The sequence below is a fragment of the Mucilaginibacter sp. Mucisp86 genome (genome assembly GCF_047324315.1).
GTDB lineage: Bacteria > Bacteroidota > Bacteroidia > Sphingobacteriales > Sphingobacteriaceae > Mucilaginibacter.
Genome location: NZ_CP168503.1, coordinates 2,903,089 through 2,918,279, shown reverse-complemented (window position 1 = coordinate 2,918,279; position 15,191 = coordinate 2,903,089). Strand labels below are relative to the sequence as shown.

Here is a 15,191-nt window from a genome sequence, read left to right as displayed (position 1 = left end):
TTACTTCTTATCGGCAGTGATGCCTTTTTCTCTTAGTACTGATACCTGTTCGCCTGCATATCCCCAATCGTCCAGCTCAACTTCACTAATCACCACGTGGGTTAAATGCGGATCTTTGTTCAGGGTATTGACAATCAAATCGGTTACGCCCTTTATCAGGGTTTGTTTCTGCTCGCGGGTAACACCTTCGCGGGTCAGTTCAATTTTTACGTATGGCATGGCTTTGGTTTTTAAGCAAAAGCTGTTTGTTAAACAGCTTTTGCGGTTATGTTTACATTAAGGTCAAAATCGTTGTAGATCAGGGTATCGCCCAAGTCTTTAAAAAAGTTTCCTGAACGGAACCTCATGCCGTATTTAGTACGGTCAACCACAACTTTACCGGTTGCGCTAACGGTATCAGCGGCGGTAGTAACCTGTGCGTCAAAACTTACAGAATGAGAAATTCCTTTTATAGTCAGATCTCCGGTGATACCATAAGTATCGTTGCCCACTTTGTTGATAGCGGTAACCACAAATTGGGCTTCGGGATAGTTTTCAGAATTAAAAAAGTCGTCAGAAGCGAGGTGACCTGCAAACTGGGCATTGGTAGCCGGGTCAGTTATGTCAAGTATTTTAATAGATGTGGTGTCGATAGCGAATTTACCGCCTGTTAGCTGCCCATCTGCAAAAGTTAAAGAACCTTCTTTTATAGCAATGGTACCATTGTGTGCGCCTGTAACTTTACGACCAATCCAGTCGATATTACTTTTTGCGCTGATGATTTCAAATTTTTGAGTTTCCATTTTGTTATGTCTTTAATGACAATACAAAGTTGCGTACTAACCGCCCGGAAACTGTGTGACCTACATCACAATCGAAACACCGTCCTGTTTATGTGATGTACGTCACATTTTAAGAATGGTATAAGCGGCTCAATGTCTCCCTTGAAACACCTAAATACGAGGCGATTAACTGTTTTGGAACTATATTATACAGTGTTGGATATTGCGCCAATAACTCTTCATAACGATGTTTGGCATCGTTATTCATGAATGATAGCAGCCTTTTTTGTGTAGCCACATAGCCTTTATTGGTACGCCAGCGAAAGAAGTGTTCGCCTTCATGAATTTCTTTGCAAAGTTTTTCACGGTCCTGGCTGGTGAGGCAAAGTACTTCGGCATCTGTAATACAATCAACATTAACTGTGGCGCGGTCGCCGCTATAAAGCGCATTGTAATCCGAAGCCCACCAGGTAGGCATGGCAAACTGCAGGATGAACATTTTCATGTCATCATTGATAAAAAACGATTTCAAATAGCCCGAAAGTACAAAATACTCACAGTCTACTTTATCGCCTTCGCCTATTATAGTTTGCCCTTTTTTAAATTTTTTGTAGGTAAAATGCGAAAAGAAATAATCGAACTGATCGTCGGTTAATGTAATGGTTTTACTTACGTGTTCTTTTAAAATCTCTTTCGGCTGCATGATATAATAAAATAACTACAAAAAACTTTATCTGGATAAGGAAGTCAACATTTAACTTTCTCGTTTATACGGTTTCCGCGTATTTTAGTTTCGCAATTCAAGAAAATAGCAGGTTCAATTGGCGAGTATAAAATTAACTCAAATACGGGCTAATGCAACCATCCGGGAGATAAAAAAGTTACTTTTACCATAGCATGAAAAAACTGACCGATATTTTGCTGCTTGGCGATGAACGCCTGTACCAGGTTTGCGATCCAGTGTTACAGTATGAGCTGCCACTGCTAAGCGGCTGGATTGCCGACATGCACAATGTAATGCAGGAAATAAGGCAGAAATACAACTTTGGCCGGGCAATAGCAGCTCCGCAGTTGGGTATCATGAAGCGGCTTGTTTATATGAATATTGATAAGCCGGTAGTTTTTATTAATCCTGAAATACAGGATGCCAGCGACGAACTTTTTGAGCTTTGGGACGATTGCATGAGCTTTCCTAACCTGCTGGTAAAAGTTAAAAGACATAAAACCATAACGGTAAATTATCTGGACGAAAACTGGCAGCAGCAACAATGGGCAATGACCGATGCCCTCTCCGAACTGATGCAGCATGAGCACGACCATTTAAATGGCATTTTATGTACCATGCGCGCCATCGACAATATGTCGTTTAAATGGCGGCCTTAACTGTTGATGTATTCATCTTATTTTTCTGCTTATGAAGCAATTTATAACACACATTACATTGGTGGTTAATGACTATGACGAAGCAATTCAATTCTATACAGAAAAATTGAATTTCGACCTGGTAGAAGACACATGGATCAAGGAAAATAAAAGATGGGTTTTGGTAAGGCCGAAAGGTGCATCAGAGTGCTGTTTATTGCTGGCAAAGGCTGTGGGCGAAGAACAACAAAGCAGGATAGGACAACAAACAGGTGGCCGCGTGTTTCTTTTTTTAAGAACCGACGATTTTTGGCGCGACTACCATGCAATGCAAGATAAGAATATCCATTTCGTACGTGAATCCCGGGTTGAACCATACGGCACGGTTGCCGTTTTTAAAGATCCCTTTGGTAATTTGTGGGACTTGCTGGGTTGAAGAACTATCTAAATAAAAATTAAAACACCTGTAACGTATAGGGGTAAAGAGTGGTCATAGTTGTATCACGATTAAAACCCCATTTATGAAAAATTATATTTTACTTCTTCTGCTTGCCGGGCAAACCGCTGTGGCGGCAGCGCAAGATGGCGACAGCCGTTCATTATACCTTACTAAATCCTTAGCCAACGATGCCATTACCAGCGCTGTAGTACGTACTTCGGCCGGAGGTATTGTGGTTAGCGGGCAAGCCGGACAGGCCCCTCGGATTGAAGTTTACATTAAAGGCAATAACGGTAGTGAACTCTCAAAAGAAGAGATCAAAAAACGCCTTGATAAAGATTACACGCTCGATATATCTGTTAGCGGGCATGAAGTTAAGGCCGTTGCCAAAAGTAAACGCCAGAGTTTTTTTAACTGGAGAAGCTCGCTAAGCATTTCGTTCCGCATTTATGTACCGCAACAATGCTCAACCGACCTGGAAACCAGCGGCGGCGGTATTGCTCTTGATAACTTAAAAGGCAACGAAAAGTTCAGCACCAGCGGAGGAGGCTTGCAAATTGACAGGCTTTATGGCACTATCCGCGGCAATACTTCGGGCGGCGGCATTCATGTTTCCAATTCGGGCGATGATATCTCGCTTGAAACCAGTGGCGGCGGTATCGAAGCAAAAAACTGCAATGGCAAGATCAGGCTTGAAACCAGCGGTGGCGGCATCACTTTAGAAAATCTAAAAGGCACTATCAATGCCGAAACCAGCGGCGGCGGGGTTAATGGCAATAACATCAGCGGCGAGCTCATTACCAGTACATCAGGCGGCAGCATCGATCTTAAACGCATGGCAGGCAGTGTTAGTGCAGAAACCAGCGGCGGTGGCTTATACGCCCAAATGCTTAAAGTTGGCAAATACCTTAAACTGGAATCAAGCGCAGGCAATGTTGATATCGAACTTCCGCAGAACCAGGGCTATGACCTCGACCTGCGTGGTGAAGGCGTATCACCATCATCGGTTGCCAAATTTAACGGGCAGTGGGAAAAGGAACGGGTTAACGGCAAATACAATGGCGGCGGTATTCCGGTTAAAGCTGAAGCATCTGGCGGAAGCGTTAATATTAAATTCAGGTAAAACCATTTTGGCCTCTGTACGGCATAAAAGCTCGGGTTACGTAACCCGAGCTTTTTGTTTTCGGTTAAGGTTTCTATCCAGGGAATTAACATCACAGTTAACTTAAAAAAGTGAGGGAACAGTGCGATTCCCTCTCGAGATTATCGTGTGGACACATCTTTAAAGAAATGTCATAGATAGAGCTGCGATGGACTGGGCGTAGAAGATTTCTCCTCACCTCTGGCACACAAATCCCACCTTTGGCTCGTCGAAATGACATTTTTTTCTATCAATGATAAGATTAAAAAGATGTGTCCACACGATAATCTCAAGATGGAACTTGAAAACTCTTTGTTCATTTAGTTCTTTTTCCGGCCAGAGCCACCAATCCCAATACCGGCCCTATCGCCAGCATCATATAAACGTACCTGGAGTTTTCAACTGTCCGTAAAGCGGTGATGAGTTGAATACTTACAATGGTAATGGCAAAGCCAATGCAATTAACGATAGTGAGCGCAGTACCTTTTAATTGCTGATCGGCATTTTGTGCAACCAGGGTTGAAAACAATGGCGAATCGGCAATAACAGCAATACTCCAAACCAATAAAAACGCAATTAACATCCACGCCGAACCGGCAAACAAAAACAGCGGCGATACTAAACAGCAGATACATGAAATTGCCAATGCTGACACTGCCACATTTTTCACCCCCTTATATTGAGACAGGGTGCCGCTACCCGCACAGGCCAGTGCCCCAACGCCAATGATAAGGAAGGATAATAATGGCACATTTAAATTAGCTTCAGTATACCGGGTATTATAGGCGCTTAATATAACCGGCACAAAAGCCCAAAAGGCATAAAGTTCCCACATGTGCCCGAAGTAACCAAAAGCCGCTGCCCTGAATTGTTTGTTACCGAAACTTTTAACAAACGCCGCCGGATTCAGCGCTGATCCCTGTTTTCTCCCTGCGCCATCGGGCACAAGCAATACCATGGCGCATCCGCCCAAAGCAGCTAATACCGAAGTTGACAATATAACGTAACGCCAGGGCAATGCCGACATTAAACTTTTAAGCAGATGCGGAAATGATGTGCCTAACACCAAAGCGCCAACCAAAAAACCCAACGCTTTTCCTAATCCCTGCGGATAATGATCGGAGGCTATTTTCATGCCTACCGGGTAGATCCCTGCGAGGAAAAAACCTGTGGAATATCTTAATATCAGTATGGTAGTGGCGTCCGTACCCGGTAAGCACGCCAACCCGTTGATAAAAGCGGCAATAAGTGCACAAATAAAAAACACACGTGCCGGCGAAAATCTGTCGGCAATACTCAGGATAGCAAAAACAAGGGTTCCGGTAATAAAACCAAGTTGAACTGCACTTGTCAGGTAAGCCAGATAAGATGGTTCAAGCTGCAATTGTTTAGCAATGTCGCCCATAACCGCGTTGCCCGCAAACCATAACGAAGTACAAAAAAACTGGGAAAGTACAATTACGGGGAGGATACGTTTCATTGGTTTTGCCAAATGATGAGCTGAAATTAAAGAAGCACAATGATAATTATAAACTGTGCCTTTTGAACAATGATGGCTACTTTTATCTGGGGAACTCCTATTTAAACCAATGATAGACACGAGGCTCCTACGGAGCCTATAGTTGCTTTAGAACAATTTTCTACAAACACGATACTCCTCCGGAGTAATAAAGCCTAAATTCTTTTTCAAACTCCGTAGGAGTATCGTGTTTGTAGACAGGCAAAATCAAAATGCTCGGGCTCTGTAGGTGCCTCGTGTTTTAAAGTGATACCATTCCTGCTTTTATTTCCTCTGTGTTGTCTTTATAAAAATATGTATCTTGAGTTTCAAAACTAAACCTAATCCCATCACCACTACCAATGGACAAGCAACAAATTACCGACCAAATAAAATGGATGATTGCCGACGGCAATACCGACCATGAAATTGAGGCTTTGTTGGTTGGAGAAGGGGTTACACGTACCGAAGCAAAGCGTACTATTGCTATAATTAAACATGAATTGCATCCGGATGAATATCCTGAATTTATTGAGCCCGATAAGCGTCGAAATTATTGGTGGCCTGCTTTGTTAACCATCGCAGTTATCCTAATCTTAGGGGTTTTATATTACTGGCATCGTCCGAAATTAAACACAGCCGAAAGAGAGATAACTCCGGCGGATATGATGCGGCTCATCAAAGCAGGTCCAGGCGTTTACACTACCGAACTCAATAAGATCAACAGCGGCTGGGCATTCGATCAGGATAAAAACAGATGGGAGAATAAAAAACGAAAAACAGCCCTCGCTATCAGGATGGAACAAGTATTGTATATGTGCCCGGCATTGCATGATCACTCATTCCAGGATTATCTTGAAAATCATGACTTCATAGATATAATTTATACAAAACACGGAAGCAAAATTTACCAAAACAATGAATTCATGTTCACTATCCAAACCAATGAACATTATACCATGATTTCGCTGGCCTTACGGTAAATTGTTCAAAATATATTCATCCCCTTTCCATTGATTGTAAAAAGCATAAAAATTTGCTTTGCATTTTCTTCTATTGCCTAACAACAAGCTTTTTACAAAACACTAAAATTTATAGCCCCTTAACCCTTTATTAACAGTGCCAATTTGTTTATGGCAAGCAAACAACTGAAAATCAGCTTAAAGTAGCTTGTTTTAAAAAAGCAATACCAATTTTAATTAATAGATAAGTTAACTCCTTATTTATTTCCTGATAATAAAACAACCGTTGCTTTGCAGCAATTTATTGCCCGCCTATGCTCAACTTAGGCCGCTATTAAAAAGGGGTTATCATTAATTAAAAACTATGGAAAAAAACTACAGATCTATTCTTAGATTATGGCACAGATCGGGTAAAACGATTTGTCTTTTTATGCTGATGCTTGTAGCCTCATCAATGGCTTTTGCACAGCAACGTACCATCAGGGGTACCGTTACCGACGAAACCAACTTACCGTTACCCGGGGTAGTAGTAACGGTTAAAAGTACAGGTAAAGCAACTTCAACATCAGCTAACGGTATTTACCAGGTTATGGTAAGCGGACCGGACGACGTGATCAAATTTACTTTTTTAGGTTCTTTGCCGAAAGAAGTAACCATCGGCGACAAAAAAGTGGTTAACGTTACCATGGTTACCGACACCAAACAACTTAAAGATGTTGTGGTTATCGGTTACGGTACCGCAAGCCGTAAGGACGTAACAGGCGCTATCACTTCAGTTAAAGCCGAAGATTTTAACGCCGGCGTACTAACTACTCCTGCCGAATTATTACAAGGTAAGGTGGCCGGTTTAAACATCACCAAAAGCGGTGACCCTAACAAGCAACCAGCCACTATATTAAGGGGGCCATCAACATTGCGTGAAGGTGCTGCACAGCAACCGTTTTATGTAATTGACGGTGTACCGGGCGCTTCTATCGACCTTTTGGCCCCCGCCGATATCGAAAGTATCGACGTATTAAAAGACGCGTCTTCTACAGCTATCTACGGTTCACGTGCGGCCAACGGTGTAATCATCGTTACTACACGCAGGGCTAAAGCCGGCCAAACCCGCTTAACTTACAGTGCTTACGGAGCAGTTGAAAACGTATCAAAAAACATCGACGTACTTACCGGCGATGAGCTTCGTAAATATTTAACCGACAATGGAGTACCTAAATTGAGCACCGCAGATGATGACGGCTCAAATACCAACTGGCAAAAGCTGGCCGAAAGAACAGGTTATTCACAAAACCATAACCTTTCATATGGTGGCGCAGGTACAAATTCGGAGTATGGCGCGAGCGTAAACTACATGAAAAACAATGGTATCCTCAGAAATACCAGCCTTGAGCGCACTATTTACAAAGGCTATATTAACCAACGCTTTTTTAACGATCGTTTAAAACTGGGTATCACCCTTACTAACAGTGCTACCAAAAACAACGATATTTTCCAAAGCCAGGTTCTATCGGGTATTTTATTTTATCTGCCAACGGTTAGCCCTTATAATGCCGATGGTACTTATAAAGAAAACTATACCCGTACAGGCAGCGGTCCTTTGAACCCTTTATCGTTAATAAATAATAACTTTACAAGAACAGAGAATAACAAAACACTGATCAATGGTTTTGCTTCGGTTGACATCTTAAACGGTTTAAAATTTACCGTATCCGGATCGACCCAAAAGGAGCAGAACAATGTTAACACCTACTCTACCAGCCAATCGGGTATTTATGTAAATGCAGGAGGTGTAGCTGTACGTAGTGCTTATACCAATACCAGCAACGTTTTAGAGGCTTATTTTAACTATGACCGTGTGTTTGGTAAACACTCGCTAAAATTATTAGGTGGTTACTCTTATCAGCAAGACCGTAACAATGACGGCTTTGGTGTGCAAACACAAGGATTTTCAAATGATGCCTTAACATACAACTATCTGGCATTATCAAATCCAACGCAGCTTTCACAAATTGTGTTCAACCCTAACTATATTTCTACGTTGAGGTTTGTATCGTTCTATGCCCGTGGCCAGTACGAGTTTTCAAATAAATATCTTTTACAGGCTTCATTAAGGGAAGACGGATCATCGGCATTTGGTGTTAACCAGCGCCATGGTTACTTCCCGGCAGTTTCTGCAGGATGGAAGATCACCAACGAAGATTTCATAAAATCGGTTCCTGTTATCAGCGATTTGAAATTAAGGGCCGGTTATGGTGTATCCGGTAACAGCTTAGGTTTCGATGCCTTTACTGCAAGATTGATTTACGGTGTGCCTCCGGGTGGTGGTAAATTTTTGAGCAATGGTAACATTGTTAACCCTATTGGCCCGGTGCGTAACGACAACCCCGATCTGAAATGGGAAAGTACTGCTACCACCAACATCGGTTTGGATTTCGGTTTGTTCAACAACCGTTTAACCGGTTCGGTAGATTATTATATCAAGAAAACATCCGACCTGATCTATACCTACCCGGTATCAACCACACTTTACTTCTATCCGTTTTACACTGCTAACGTAGGTAAAATCAAAAACAGCGGTATCGAGGTTGTTTTAAATGCCGTACCTGTAAAATCACAGGCTTTTACCTGGCGCACCTCTTTCAACGTTTCGCATAACAAAAACGTTGTTCAAAGCTTATCAAACAGCCAGTTCGGCCTTAACTTTATTCAAACTGCCCAGTTAGGCGGTAAAGGCCAATCGGGAAACTACAGCCAGATCATACAGCCTGGCTATGCCATCGGAACGTTTGACCTGTGGCATTATCTTGGTAAAAACGCTAACGGCGTAAGTACCTATCAAAAAGCCGATGGCTCAACTACTGCTACACAACCGCTTACTACCGATCAGTTTATTAAATATGATGCCCAGCCTAAGTTGGTTTACGGATGGAGCAACAGTTTCTTCTATAAAGGCTTCGACTTAAACTTCCTGGTGCGTGGTGTTTATGGCAACAAGATCCTGAATGCAACCCTCGCTGCATTGAACAACCCTGCCGATTCAAAACTGCAGAACATCCCGAGGTTTACCTTAGGCGAATCATTTAAGGATATCAACGCCTACCTGATCTCTGACCGTTTCCTTGAAAGCGGCTCATACCTGCGTTTGGATAACGCTACTTTAGGTTACACCATTAAACCGCATATCCAGGCTATCAAGAGCTTACGTTTCTATGCTTCGGGCAATAACATTTTCATCATCACTAAATACCGTGGTGTTGATCCCGAAGTTAACATAGGCGGCTTAACCCCGGGTATCGATAATCGCGATTTCTATCCTAAAACACGCACGTTCAGCTTAGGTATAACTGCACAATTCTAATAAACCCAGAAAGACAAAAGATGAAAAAGATATTTTTAGCATGTGCCGCTTTCGCTACCATGATTGGCACATATTCATGTACAAAATTAGATGTACCTGTTGAATCACAATACGTAAAATCCAACTTCCCAACTACCGATGCTGACTATACTGCATTGTTGGGTACTATTTATTCAAACCTTTCGTCAAGCTACGCAGTGCCTTACTGGCGTATGCAGGATATGTCGACAGATGAGGCTATCCTACCTGCCCGCGACGGTAACTTTGACGACGGAGGTCAATACCGCCAGTTACACTACCACACCTGGACCTTTGACCACCCGAACGTTATCGGGGTATGGCAATGGGGTTTCGGTGGTATCAATACCTGTAACCGTATTATTACTGTTATCAATGCGTCCTCGTCAACAGCGGCGAAAAAAGCGTCGTCAATTGCTGAGGTTAAAGCAATGCGCGCCTTATACCTTTACTTCATGATGGACCTGTATGGCAACGTTCCTATCATCACCGACTTCCCGGTGACTACGCAACCTACCAATCAGCCACGCGCTAAAGTGTATGAGTTTATTGAAAGCGAACTTAAAAGTGTTTTACCGTTATTACCTGCCAAAAGCAGCAATGCCGCAACTAACGTAGGCCAATACGGCCGCCCGACAAAAGGAATGGTGTTTGCCCTGCTTGCAAAAATGTACCTAAACTCGGGTGTATACACCGGCACCACCCGTTACCAGGAAACCGTTGCCATGTGCGATAGCGTGCAATCCAATACCAACTACTTCCTGGATGCAAAATACCGCGACATATTTTTGCCAACCAACGGTCCGCAGGTTAATGAAACCATTTTCGCAGTTCCTTATGACCAGCAAATCCCGGGCAACCAGTTTACCCGTTTCGGCTTCTTCTATTACCTGGCCCAGGCGTACGGCTTTAACGTTGGTTTAAGTATTGCCATGAGCACTACGCCTGAGTTTTATAACCGCTTTAACATCCCGGGCGACGACCGTACCAAAACCTGGCTGGCCGGTCCGCAATATTACCCTGATGGCAATGGTGGTTTCACTAACCAGCCGGTTTACTATCCGGCCCCGAATGCTACCAAGCAAATTAACATTATCCCAACCTTAACACTCACCGGTTTAAAACCGATGGACTTGGGTAATGATGTGACTACTTCGCAGTCTGAAGGTGTACGTTCCATCAAATATTATCCTGATGTTAACATCATCCAGGCAACCCGCTTAAACAGTAACGACGTTCCGGTATTCCGTTTAGCCGATATTTACCTGATGAAAGCCGAAGCTATTTTACGCGGCGCAGCACCAACCACTATAAACGGCGACGCGCAAACTCCACTTACATTAGTAAATAAGCTACGTACCCGTGCGCACGCGGAGCTTGCCACATCAATTGATTTGGATGCTTTGCTGGATGAGCGCGCACGTGAGCTTTCATGGGAAGCATGGCGCCGTAATGACCTGATCCGTTATGGTTTATTCGAGAAGGAATACCCGCTACCGGTAATGGGCGGCAAAACCGATGATCTGAAAATGAACACCGATCCAACCCGCAGGTTATATCCAATTCCGTCTACCGAATTAAAAACCAACCCTAACCTGAAACAAAACCCGGGTTATTAATCAATAACTTTTTTACAAAGCGCAAAAGGCGGGCCTTTTGCGCTTTGTTTATTAAACCAATAATATATTTACCAAATGAAACTTACAGGCGGATTAATTGCTGGCATTGTTCTTTCAGCATCAGCATTATTGAGCAATCCCGGCGACCAGAAAATGAACCATTTTCAGGTAATAGGCTCGCACAATAGCTATAAACAGGCCATCAACCCAAAGCTGTTCCGTTTTTTGCAACAGCGCGATTCGGTTGGCATGAGTAAGATTGATTATGAGCACATCAGTCTCACCGACCAGCTTAATTTAGGCTTAAACGCTTTGGAAATTGACGTTTATGCCGATACCAAAGGTGGCAAATATGCCCATCCTAAAGGGCTGGATTGGGTACCGGGTCAGCCGGCTTTTGATACTCAGGGTGTAATGAAGGAGCCGGGCTTTAAAGTATTCCACATAGAGGATATTGATTTCCGCAGCAATTGCGCCACTTTTAAGCTTTGCCTGCAGGAGCTGAAGAAATGGAGTGATGAACACCCGGATCATAACCCCATATACATTACCATGAACGCCAAAGATGAGGCTTCGGATAAACCAGGATTCACTGTTCCGGAAAAATTTACAGCTAAAACCTTTGCCGATCTGGATAAAGCGATATTGGATAACCTTGGCAAACAATATTTAATTACACCAGATGATGTACGCGGTACATACAAAACCCTTGAGGCAGCGGTACTGCGTAACAACTGGCCAACTTTGAAAGCAGCTAAAGGTAAGTTCATCTTTATTCTTGATGAGAAAGGTGAAAAAAGGGCTGCCTATATCGCGGGGCATCCATCGTTGAAAGGCCGCGTATTATTTGCCGATGCACAACCCGGCACACCTGAAGCAGCCATCCACATCATGAACGATGCTAAAAAGGATCTGGCAGCAATTCAGAAACTGGTTAAGAAAGGTTACATCATCCGTACCCGCGCCGATTCGGATACCCAGGAAGCCCGTGCCAACGACATGAGTTCTTTTGAAGCAGCGCAAAAATCAGGCGCGCAAATCATCAGTACCGATTATTATAAAAAGAGTACCCATTTTAGCTCAGATTATGTGATCAGCTTTAACGGAGGCACTTATTTCAAAGAAAATCCGCTGTTTAAAACAACAGCCTCAGCTTCGGTAGGTAAGTAAGTCATGCATTTATACACGAATCAAACAGGCCCGGCTTCAAAACCCGGGCCTGTTTGATTTTATACAGTCATGGTGCTGGTAGTGGGATCAATAATGGCTTTAACTTCGGCAATGCTGGTTACCGGGAAGCCACCTTTCAAAGCATGCTCGCGCACAACATCTTCGCTTTCGGCAATGTGGATGCAGTAAATCTTATCGGCAGTAACAAACGACTGGATCCAGTGATAGGGCTTACCCAATTCATTCACAACCGAACACGATGCCTGTGAAATTGCCTGTAATTCTTCGGGCGACAAGTTACCGGCCCCCGGTAACTCCCGTTCAATAACAAATTTTTTCATAAAACATGATTTAATAGTTAAATATTACTTTCAACAGCAACGTTAAATCAAACAGGTGAAATTTGATAGATGGGGAACGGTAAACGACGCTAAGCAAGTCGCAATGGTTTATAAACCAAAGCTATACAATAAATAAACAATAATCCAACTTCCGAATATTTATTTTCATTAACGCAGGTTTCCGAAAACAAAAACCCCATGCAGCATTACACGGGGTTTATACCTAATTACGTATTACTTTCTTAAAATTTAGCCTTATTGCCATTGCGTACAGCCATTTTAAGCCTGCGCCGCTTAAGCGAGATTTGGGTGTTCACCTGCCTGTTTTCCTCAACATGCCGGTAATAGGTATTTAAGATCTCTTTATAGGAGATCTTTCCGCCGATGGCATTTCCGGCGTCGATAACAGGCAACACTTCTACCGACTCTTCGGCCATGATCTCCATCACACGTTTCAACGGATCATTGCCCTTTACAGCTTGTTTACTTGCCCGGGTGATATTACCAATAGCGAGCTCTGCAGATGTACTGTGATTATAAATATCAGCCCTGTTAACCATACCCGCGTATGAGCCATCATTATTAGTAACAATAAAAAAGTTTTGAATAGTGCCATTTCCACCAAGCAGGGCTCTTGTTTCGGCTATAGTGCTCTTGCTGTTTAATGTTATACCTACTTCATTGTTAACATCAGCCACAGTTAATACCTGCAACAGATCAGGCTCGTACGAATCCGGTGTGTACACGCCACGACGGGCAATCTTTTCGGTCATGATGGTATTCTCCATCAGGAAAAATGATACCAGGTATGATGCTGTACAGGCACCAAGCAGGGGCAGCAAGGCATGCGACTGCATGGTGGCTTCCAGGGCAAAGGTGATGCTGGTTAAATAAGCCCTTGAAGCGCCGGCAAACATGGCCGCCATACCAATAAGTGCAGCTATCGGAACACTTACACCGGCATCAGGAAATGTTAACTGTATTAACGCACCAAAAGCCGCACCGGCCGCACCGCCAATGGTTAACAAAGGAGCCAGCGTACCACCAGATGTGCCGCTGCCCAGCGCAATAGCCCACGAAAGGAATTTGAAAAAACACAAACGCACAATTAACATCACCGACAATGTACCCGATAGGATAGTAATGATATTATCATACCCTACCCCAAGGGTATGCGGAGCAAAATAACCTATAAGGCCTACGGCTAAACCGCCAATTGCAGGCCACCACATCCAGTGGATAGGCAGCTTTTCAAAATAATCTTCAATCAGATAAACAATTTTGGTTAGTCCCAATGATATAAATCCGATGGCTAAACCAATAATACTGTAAACAGCCAGTGCAGTATTTGAGGGTGTGTCTACATCAGGCATTGGGAATACCGGGCCGGATTCAAACAATAAATGGTGCCCCGCCGCTCCTGTAATACAAGCCAACGCCACAGGTAATATTGCCTTTGGCGAAAACTCGAACAGCAGCAATTCAATAGCCAAAAACACTGCGGCTATAGGTGTACCAAATATGGCCGACATACCGGCCGTTGCTCCTGCCGCCAAAATGATTTTACGTTCATTGGGCGATATTTTGAATAACTGTCCAAAAGTTGAACCAAGTGCGCCGCCGGTTGCAATAATTGGCCCTTCGGCACCAAAAGGGCCACCGGTACCTATGGCTATTGCTGATGATACCGGCTTCAAAAATGTTATAATCGGCTTTATTTTGCTCTTATTTACCAGTATCTGCTCCATAGCCTCGGGTATGCCATGCCCCCTGATAGCCTTTGAACCATACAAAGCCATAAAGCCCACCATAATACCGCCTATTGCCGGTATCACAATAACCCATAAACCCAAATGGTTGTTGGCCGGGCTATGGAAGCTGGCATCCAGCGTTCCGTAAAATGAAATATTGGTAACGATGTTTATAAGATAGATAAGTCCTTTGGCAATTACGCTGATGAGGCATGCAATGAGGATACAAACTGCCGATATAAAGATCAGCCTTGTTTTCATTTGCCGGGTACCTTTTAAGCCGGATTTAAAATTGTAAAGATCATTTAAGGAGGGCGAAACCGGGATGGCGTTCTGTTTTGTTTCCATGTTTTGATTAGTCCCGCTCCATTTTTAGGGGACTGTACTATTTTTATTGCAAAGGTAATACTTAAAGCAGCATAAATAAATTTTATTTTCAATTTTATATTGCACATGCAATATTTTTATTCAACATTTGCTTAATTTTTAATAAAAATCATTGCACAAACAATAGTCATGAAAATCACCAGTATCATCCTTTCTGTTTTAGGTGCCGTAAGCATCATTGCCGGATTATTATTGTTCAGGAACCTGAATACAGTTAACCCGTTCGACTCTCACCCCTGGAGCATTAACATTAATGGCATCCGGTCATTTCCATGGCCTGTTTTTGGAGGTGCAGTACTGTTAAGCCTCGGAGTTATTTTCAACATGGCTACCTGGGAGCAGCCAAAAGGCCGCCGCTTTTAATAAATTAGCACGTTTTATAAA

The 15,191-nt window shown here is 43.2% G+C and carries 14 protein-coding genes; 8 read left to right on the top strand and 6 right to left on the bottom strand.

The window, feature by feature from the left end; genetic code table 11:
• The 3 genes from ACEN9X_RS12455 to ACEN9X_RS12445 form a co-directional block, all read right to left on the bottom strand.
• A complete protein-coding gene (locus ACEN9X_RS12455) occupies nt 1–219 on the bottom strand; it encodes a tautomerase family protein (protein ID WP_091222767.1) in 219 nt (72 codons plus the stop codon).
• Between the two features lie 29 nt (nt 220–248).
• Nucleotides 249–782 (bottom strand): YceI family protein, encoded by a 534-nt coding sequence (locus tag ACEN9X_RS12450; RefSeq protein ID WP_413670670.1) that lies wholly within the window; start codon nt 780–782, stop codon nt 249–251.
• 109 nt (nt 783–891) lie between these two features.
• A complete protein-coding gene (locus ACEN9X_RS12445) occupies nt 892–1,464 on the bottom strand; it encodes a Crp/Fnr family transcriptional regulator (RefSeq protein ID WP_091222718.1) in 573 nt (190 codons plus the stop codon).
• A gap of 194 nt (nt 1,465–1,658) precedes the next feature.
• On the opposite strand from ACEN9X_RS12445, the gene ACEN9X_RS12440 reads away from it, so the two are divergent.
• The 3 genes from ACEN9X_RS12440 to ACEN9X_RS12430 all read left to right on the top strand — a co-directional run bounded on the left by ACEN9X_RS12440 (nt 1,659) and on the right by ACEN9X_RS12430 (nt 3,685).
• Nucleotides 1,659–2,144, top strand: coding sequence for a peptide deformylase (locus tag ACEN9X_RS12440; RefSeq protein WP_413670669.1), 486 nt, complete (start codon nt 1,659–1,661; stop codon nt 2,142–2,144).
• Between the two features lie 31 nt (nt 2,145–2,175).
• The gene (locus ACEN9X_RS12435; RefSeq protein ID WP_413670668.1) at nt 2,176–2,559 is read left to right on the top strand and encodes a VOC family protein; all 384 of its coding nucleotides are present in this window, start codon (nt 2,176–2,178) and stop codon (nt 2,557–2,559) included.
• Between the two features lie 85 nt (nt 2,560–2,644).
• Nucleotides 2,645–3,685, top strand: coding sequence for a DUF4097 family beta strand repeat-containing protein (locus tag ACEN9X_RS12430; protein WP_413670667.1), 1,041 nt, complete (start codon nt 2,645–2,647; stop codon nt 3,683–3,685).
• Nucleotides 3,686–4,019: 334 nt separating this feature from the next.
• Here ACEN9X_RS12430 and ACEN9X_RS12425 read toward each other — a convergent pair whose 3' ends face one another.
• Nucleotides 4,020–5,183, bottom strand: a complete 1,164-nt coding sequence (locus tag ACEN9X_RS12425; protein ID WP_413670666.1) for an MFS transporter — start codon at nt 5,181–5,183, stop codon at nt 4,020–4,022.
• A gap of 380 nt (nt 5,184–5,563) precedes the next feature.
• Between ACEN9X_RS12425 and ACEN9X_RS12420 the strand changes: the two genes are divergently transcribed.
• From ACEN9X_RS12420 to ACEN9X_RS12405, 4 genes are all read left to right on the top strand, one after another.
• Complete coding sequence (locus tag ACEN9X_RS12420; protein ID WP_413670665.1) at nt 5,564–6,184, top strand: hypothetical protein; 621 nt, start codon at nt 5,564–5,566, stop codon at nt 6,182–6,184.
• A 343-nt stretch (nt 6,185–6,527) separates the two neighbouring features.
• The gene (locus tag ACEN9X_RS12415; protein WP_413670664.1) at nt 6,528–9,521 is read left to right on the top strand and encodes a SusC/RagA family TonB-linked outer membrane protein; all 2,994 of its coding nucleotides are present in this window, start codon (nt 6,528–6,530) and stop codon (nt 9,519–9,521) included.
• A gap of 20 nt (nt 9,522–9,541) precedes the next feature.
• Complete coding sequence (locus ACEN9X_RS12410) at nt 9,542–11,158, top strand: RagB/SusD family nutrient uptake outer membrane protein (RefSeq protein WP_413670663.1); 1,617 nt, start codon at nt 9,542–9,544, stop codon at nt 11,156–11,158.
• Nucleotides 11,159–11,233: 75 nt separating this feature from the next.
• The gene (locus tag ACEN9X_RS12405) at nt 11,234–12,328 is read left to right on the top strand and encodes a phosphatidylinositol-specific phospholipase C1-like protein (RefSeq protein WP_413670662.1); all 1,095 of its coding nucleotides are present in this window, start codon (nt 11,234–11,236) and stop codon (nt 12,326–12,328) included.
• Nucleotides 12,329–12,387: 59 nt separating this feature from the next.
• On the opposite strand, the gene ACEN9X_RS12400 is transcribed toward ACEN9X_RS12405, so the two are convergent.
• The gene (locus ACEN9X_RS12400; protein WP_091222764.1) at nt 12,388–12,669 is read right to left on the bottom strand and encodes a DUF4242 domain-containing protein; all 282 of its coding nucleotides are present in this window, start codon (nt 12,667–12,669) and stop codon (nt 12,388–12,390) included.
• A 242-nt stretch (nt 12,670–12,911) separates the two neighbouring features.
• Entirely contained in the window at nt 12,912–14,768 is a 1,857-nt protein-coding gene (locus tag ACEN9X_RS12395) for a chloride channel protein (RefSeq protein WP_413670661.1), read from the bottom strand.
• A 168-nt stretch (nt 14,769–14,936) separates the two neighbouring features.
• On the opposite strand from ACEN9X_RS12395, the gene ACEN9X_RS12390 reads away from it, so the two are divergent.
• Entirely contained in the window at nt 14,937–15,170 is a 234-nt protein-coding gene (locus ACEN9X_RS12390; protein WP_091222681.1) for a hypothetical protein, read from the top strand.
• Nucleotides 15,171–15,191 lie beyond the last annotated feature (21 nt).

Excerpts from the sequence above, each read along its gene's own strand:
- ACEN9X_RS12455 (WP_091222767.1), bottom strand. The coding sequence starts at position 219 with ATGCCATACGTAAAAATTGAACTGACCCGCGAAGGTGTTACCCGCGAG.
- ACEN9X_RS12450 (WP_413670670.1), bottom strand. The coding sequence starts at position 782 with ATGGAAACTCAAAAATTTGAAATCATCAGCGCAAAAAGTAATATCGAC.
- ACEN9X_RS12445 (WP_091222718.1), bottom strand. The coding sequence starts at position 1,464 with ATGCAGCCGAAAGAGATTTTAAAAGAACACGTAAGTAAAACCATTACA.
- ACEN9X_RS12440 (WP_413670669.1), top strand. The coding sequence starts at position 1,659 with ATGAAAAAACTGACCGATATTTTGCTGCTTGGCGATGAACGCCTGTAC.
- ACEN9X_RS12435 (WP_413670668.1), top strand. The coding sequence starts at position 2,176 with ATGAAGCAATTTATAACACACATTACATTGGTGGTTAATGACTATGAC.
- ACEN9X_RS12430 (WP_413670667.1), top strand. The coding sequence starts at position 2,645 with ATGAAAAATTATATTTTACTTCTTCTGCTTGCCGGGCAAACCGCTGTG.
- ACEN9X_RS12425 (WP_413670666.1), bottom strand. The coding sequence starts at position 5,183 with ATGAAACGTATCCTCCCCGTAATTGTACTTTCCCAGTTTTTTTGTACT.
- ACEN9X_RS12420 (WP_413670665.1), top strand. The coding sequence starts at position 5,564 with ATGGACAAGCAACAAATTACCGACCAAATAAAATGGATGATTGCCGAC.
- ACEN9X_RS12415 (WP_413670664.1), top strand. The coding sequence starts at position 6,528 with ATGGAAAAAAACTACAGATCTATTCTTAGATTATGGCACAGATCGGGT.
- ACEN9X_RS12410 (WP_413670663.1), top strand. The coding sequence starts at position 9,542 with ATGAAAAAGATATTTTTAGCATGTGCCGCTTTCGCTACCATGATTGGC.
- ACEN9X_RS12405 (WP_413670662.1), top strand. The coding sequence starts at position 11,234 with ATGAAACTTACAGGCGGATTAATTGCTGGCATTGTTCTTTCAGCATCA.
- ACEN9X_RS12400 (WP_091222764.1), bottom strand. The coding sequence starts at position 12,669 with ATGAAAAAATTTGTTATTGAACGGGAGTTACCGGGGGCCGGTAACTTG.
- ACEN9X_RS12395 (WP_413670661.1), bottom strand. The coding sequence starts at position 14,768 with ATGGAAACAAAACAGAACGCCATCCCGGTTTCGCCCTCCTTAAATGAT.
- ACEN9X_RS12390 (WP_091222681.1), top strand. The coding sequence starts at position 14,937 with ATGAAAATCACCAGTATCATCCTTTCTGTTTTAGGTGCCGTAAGCATC.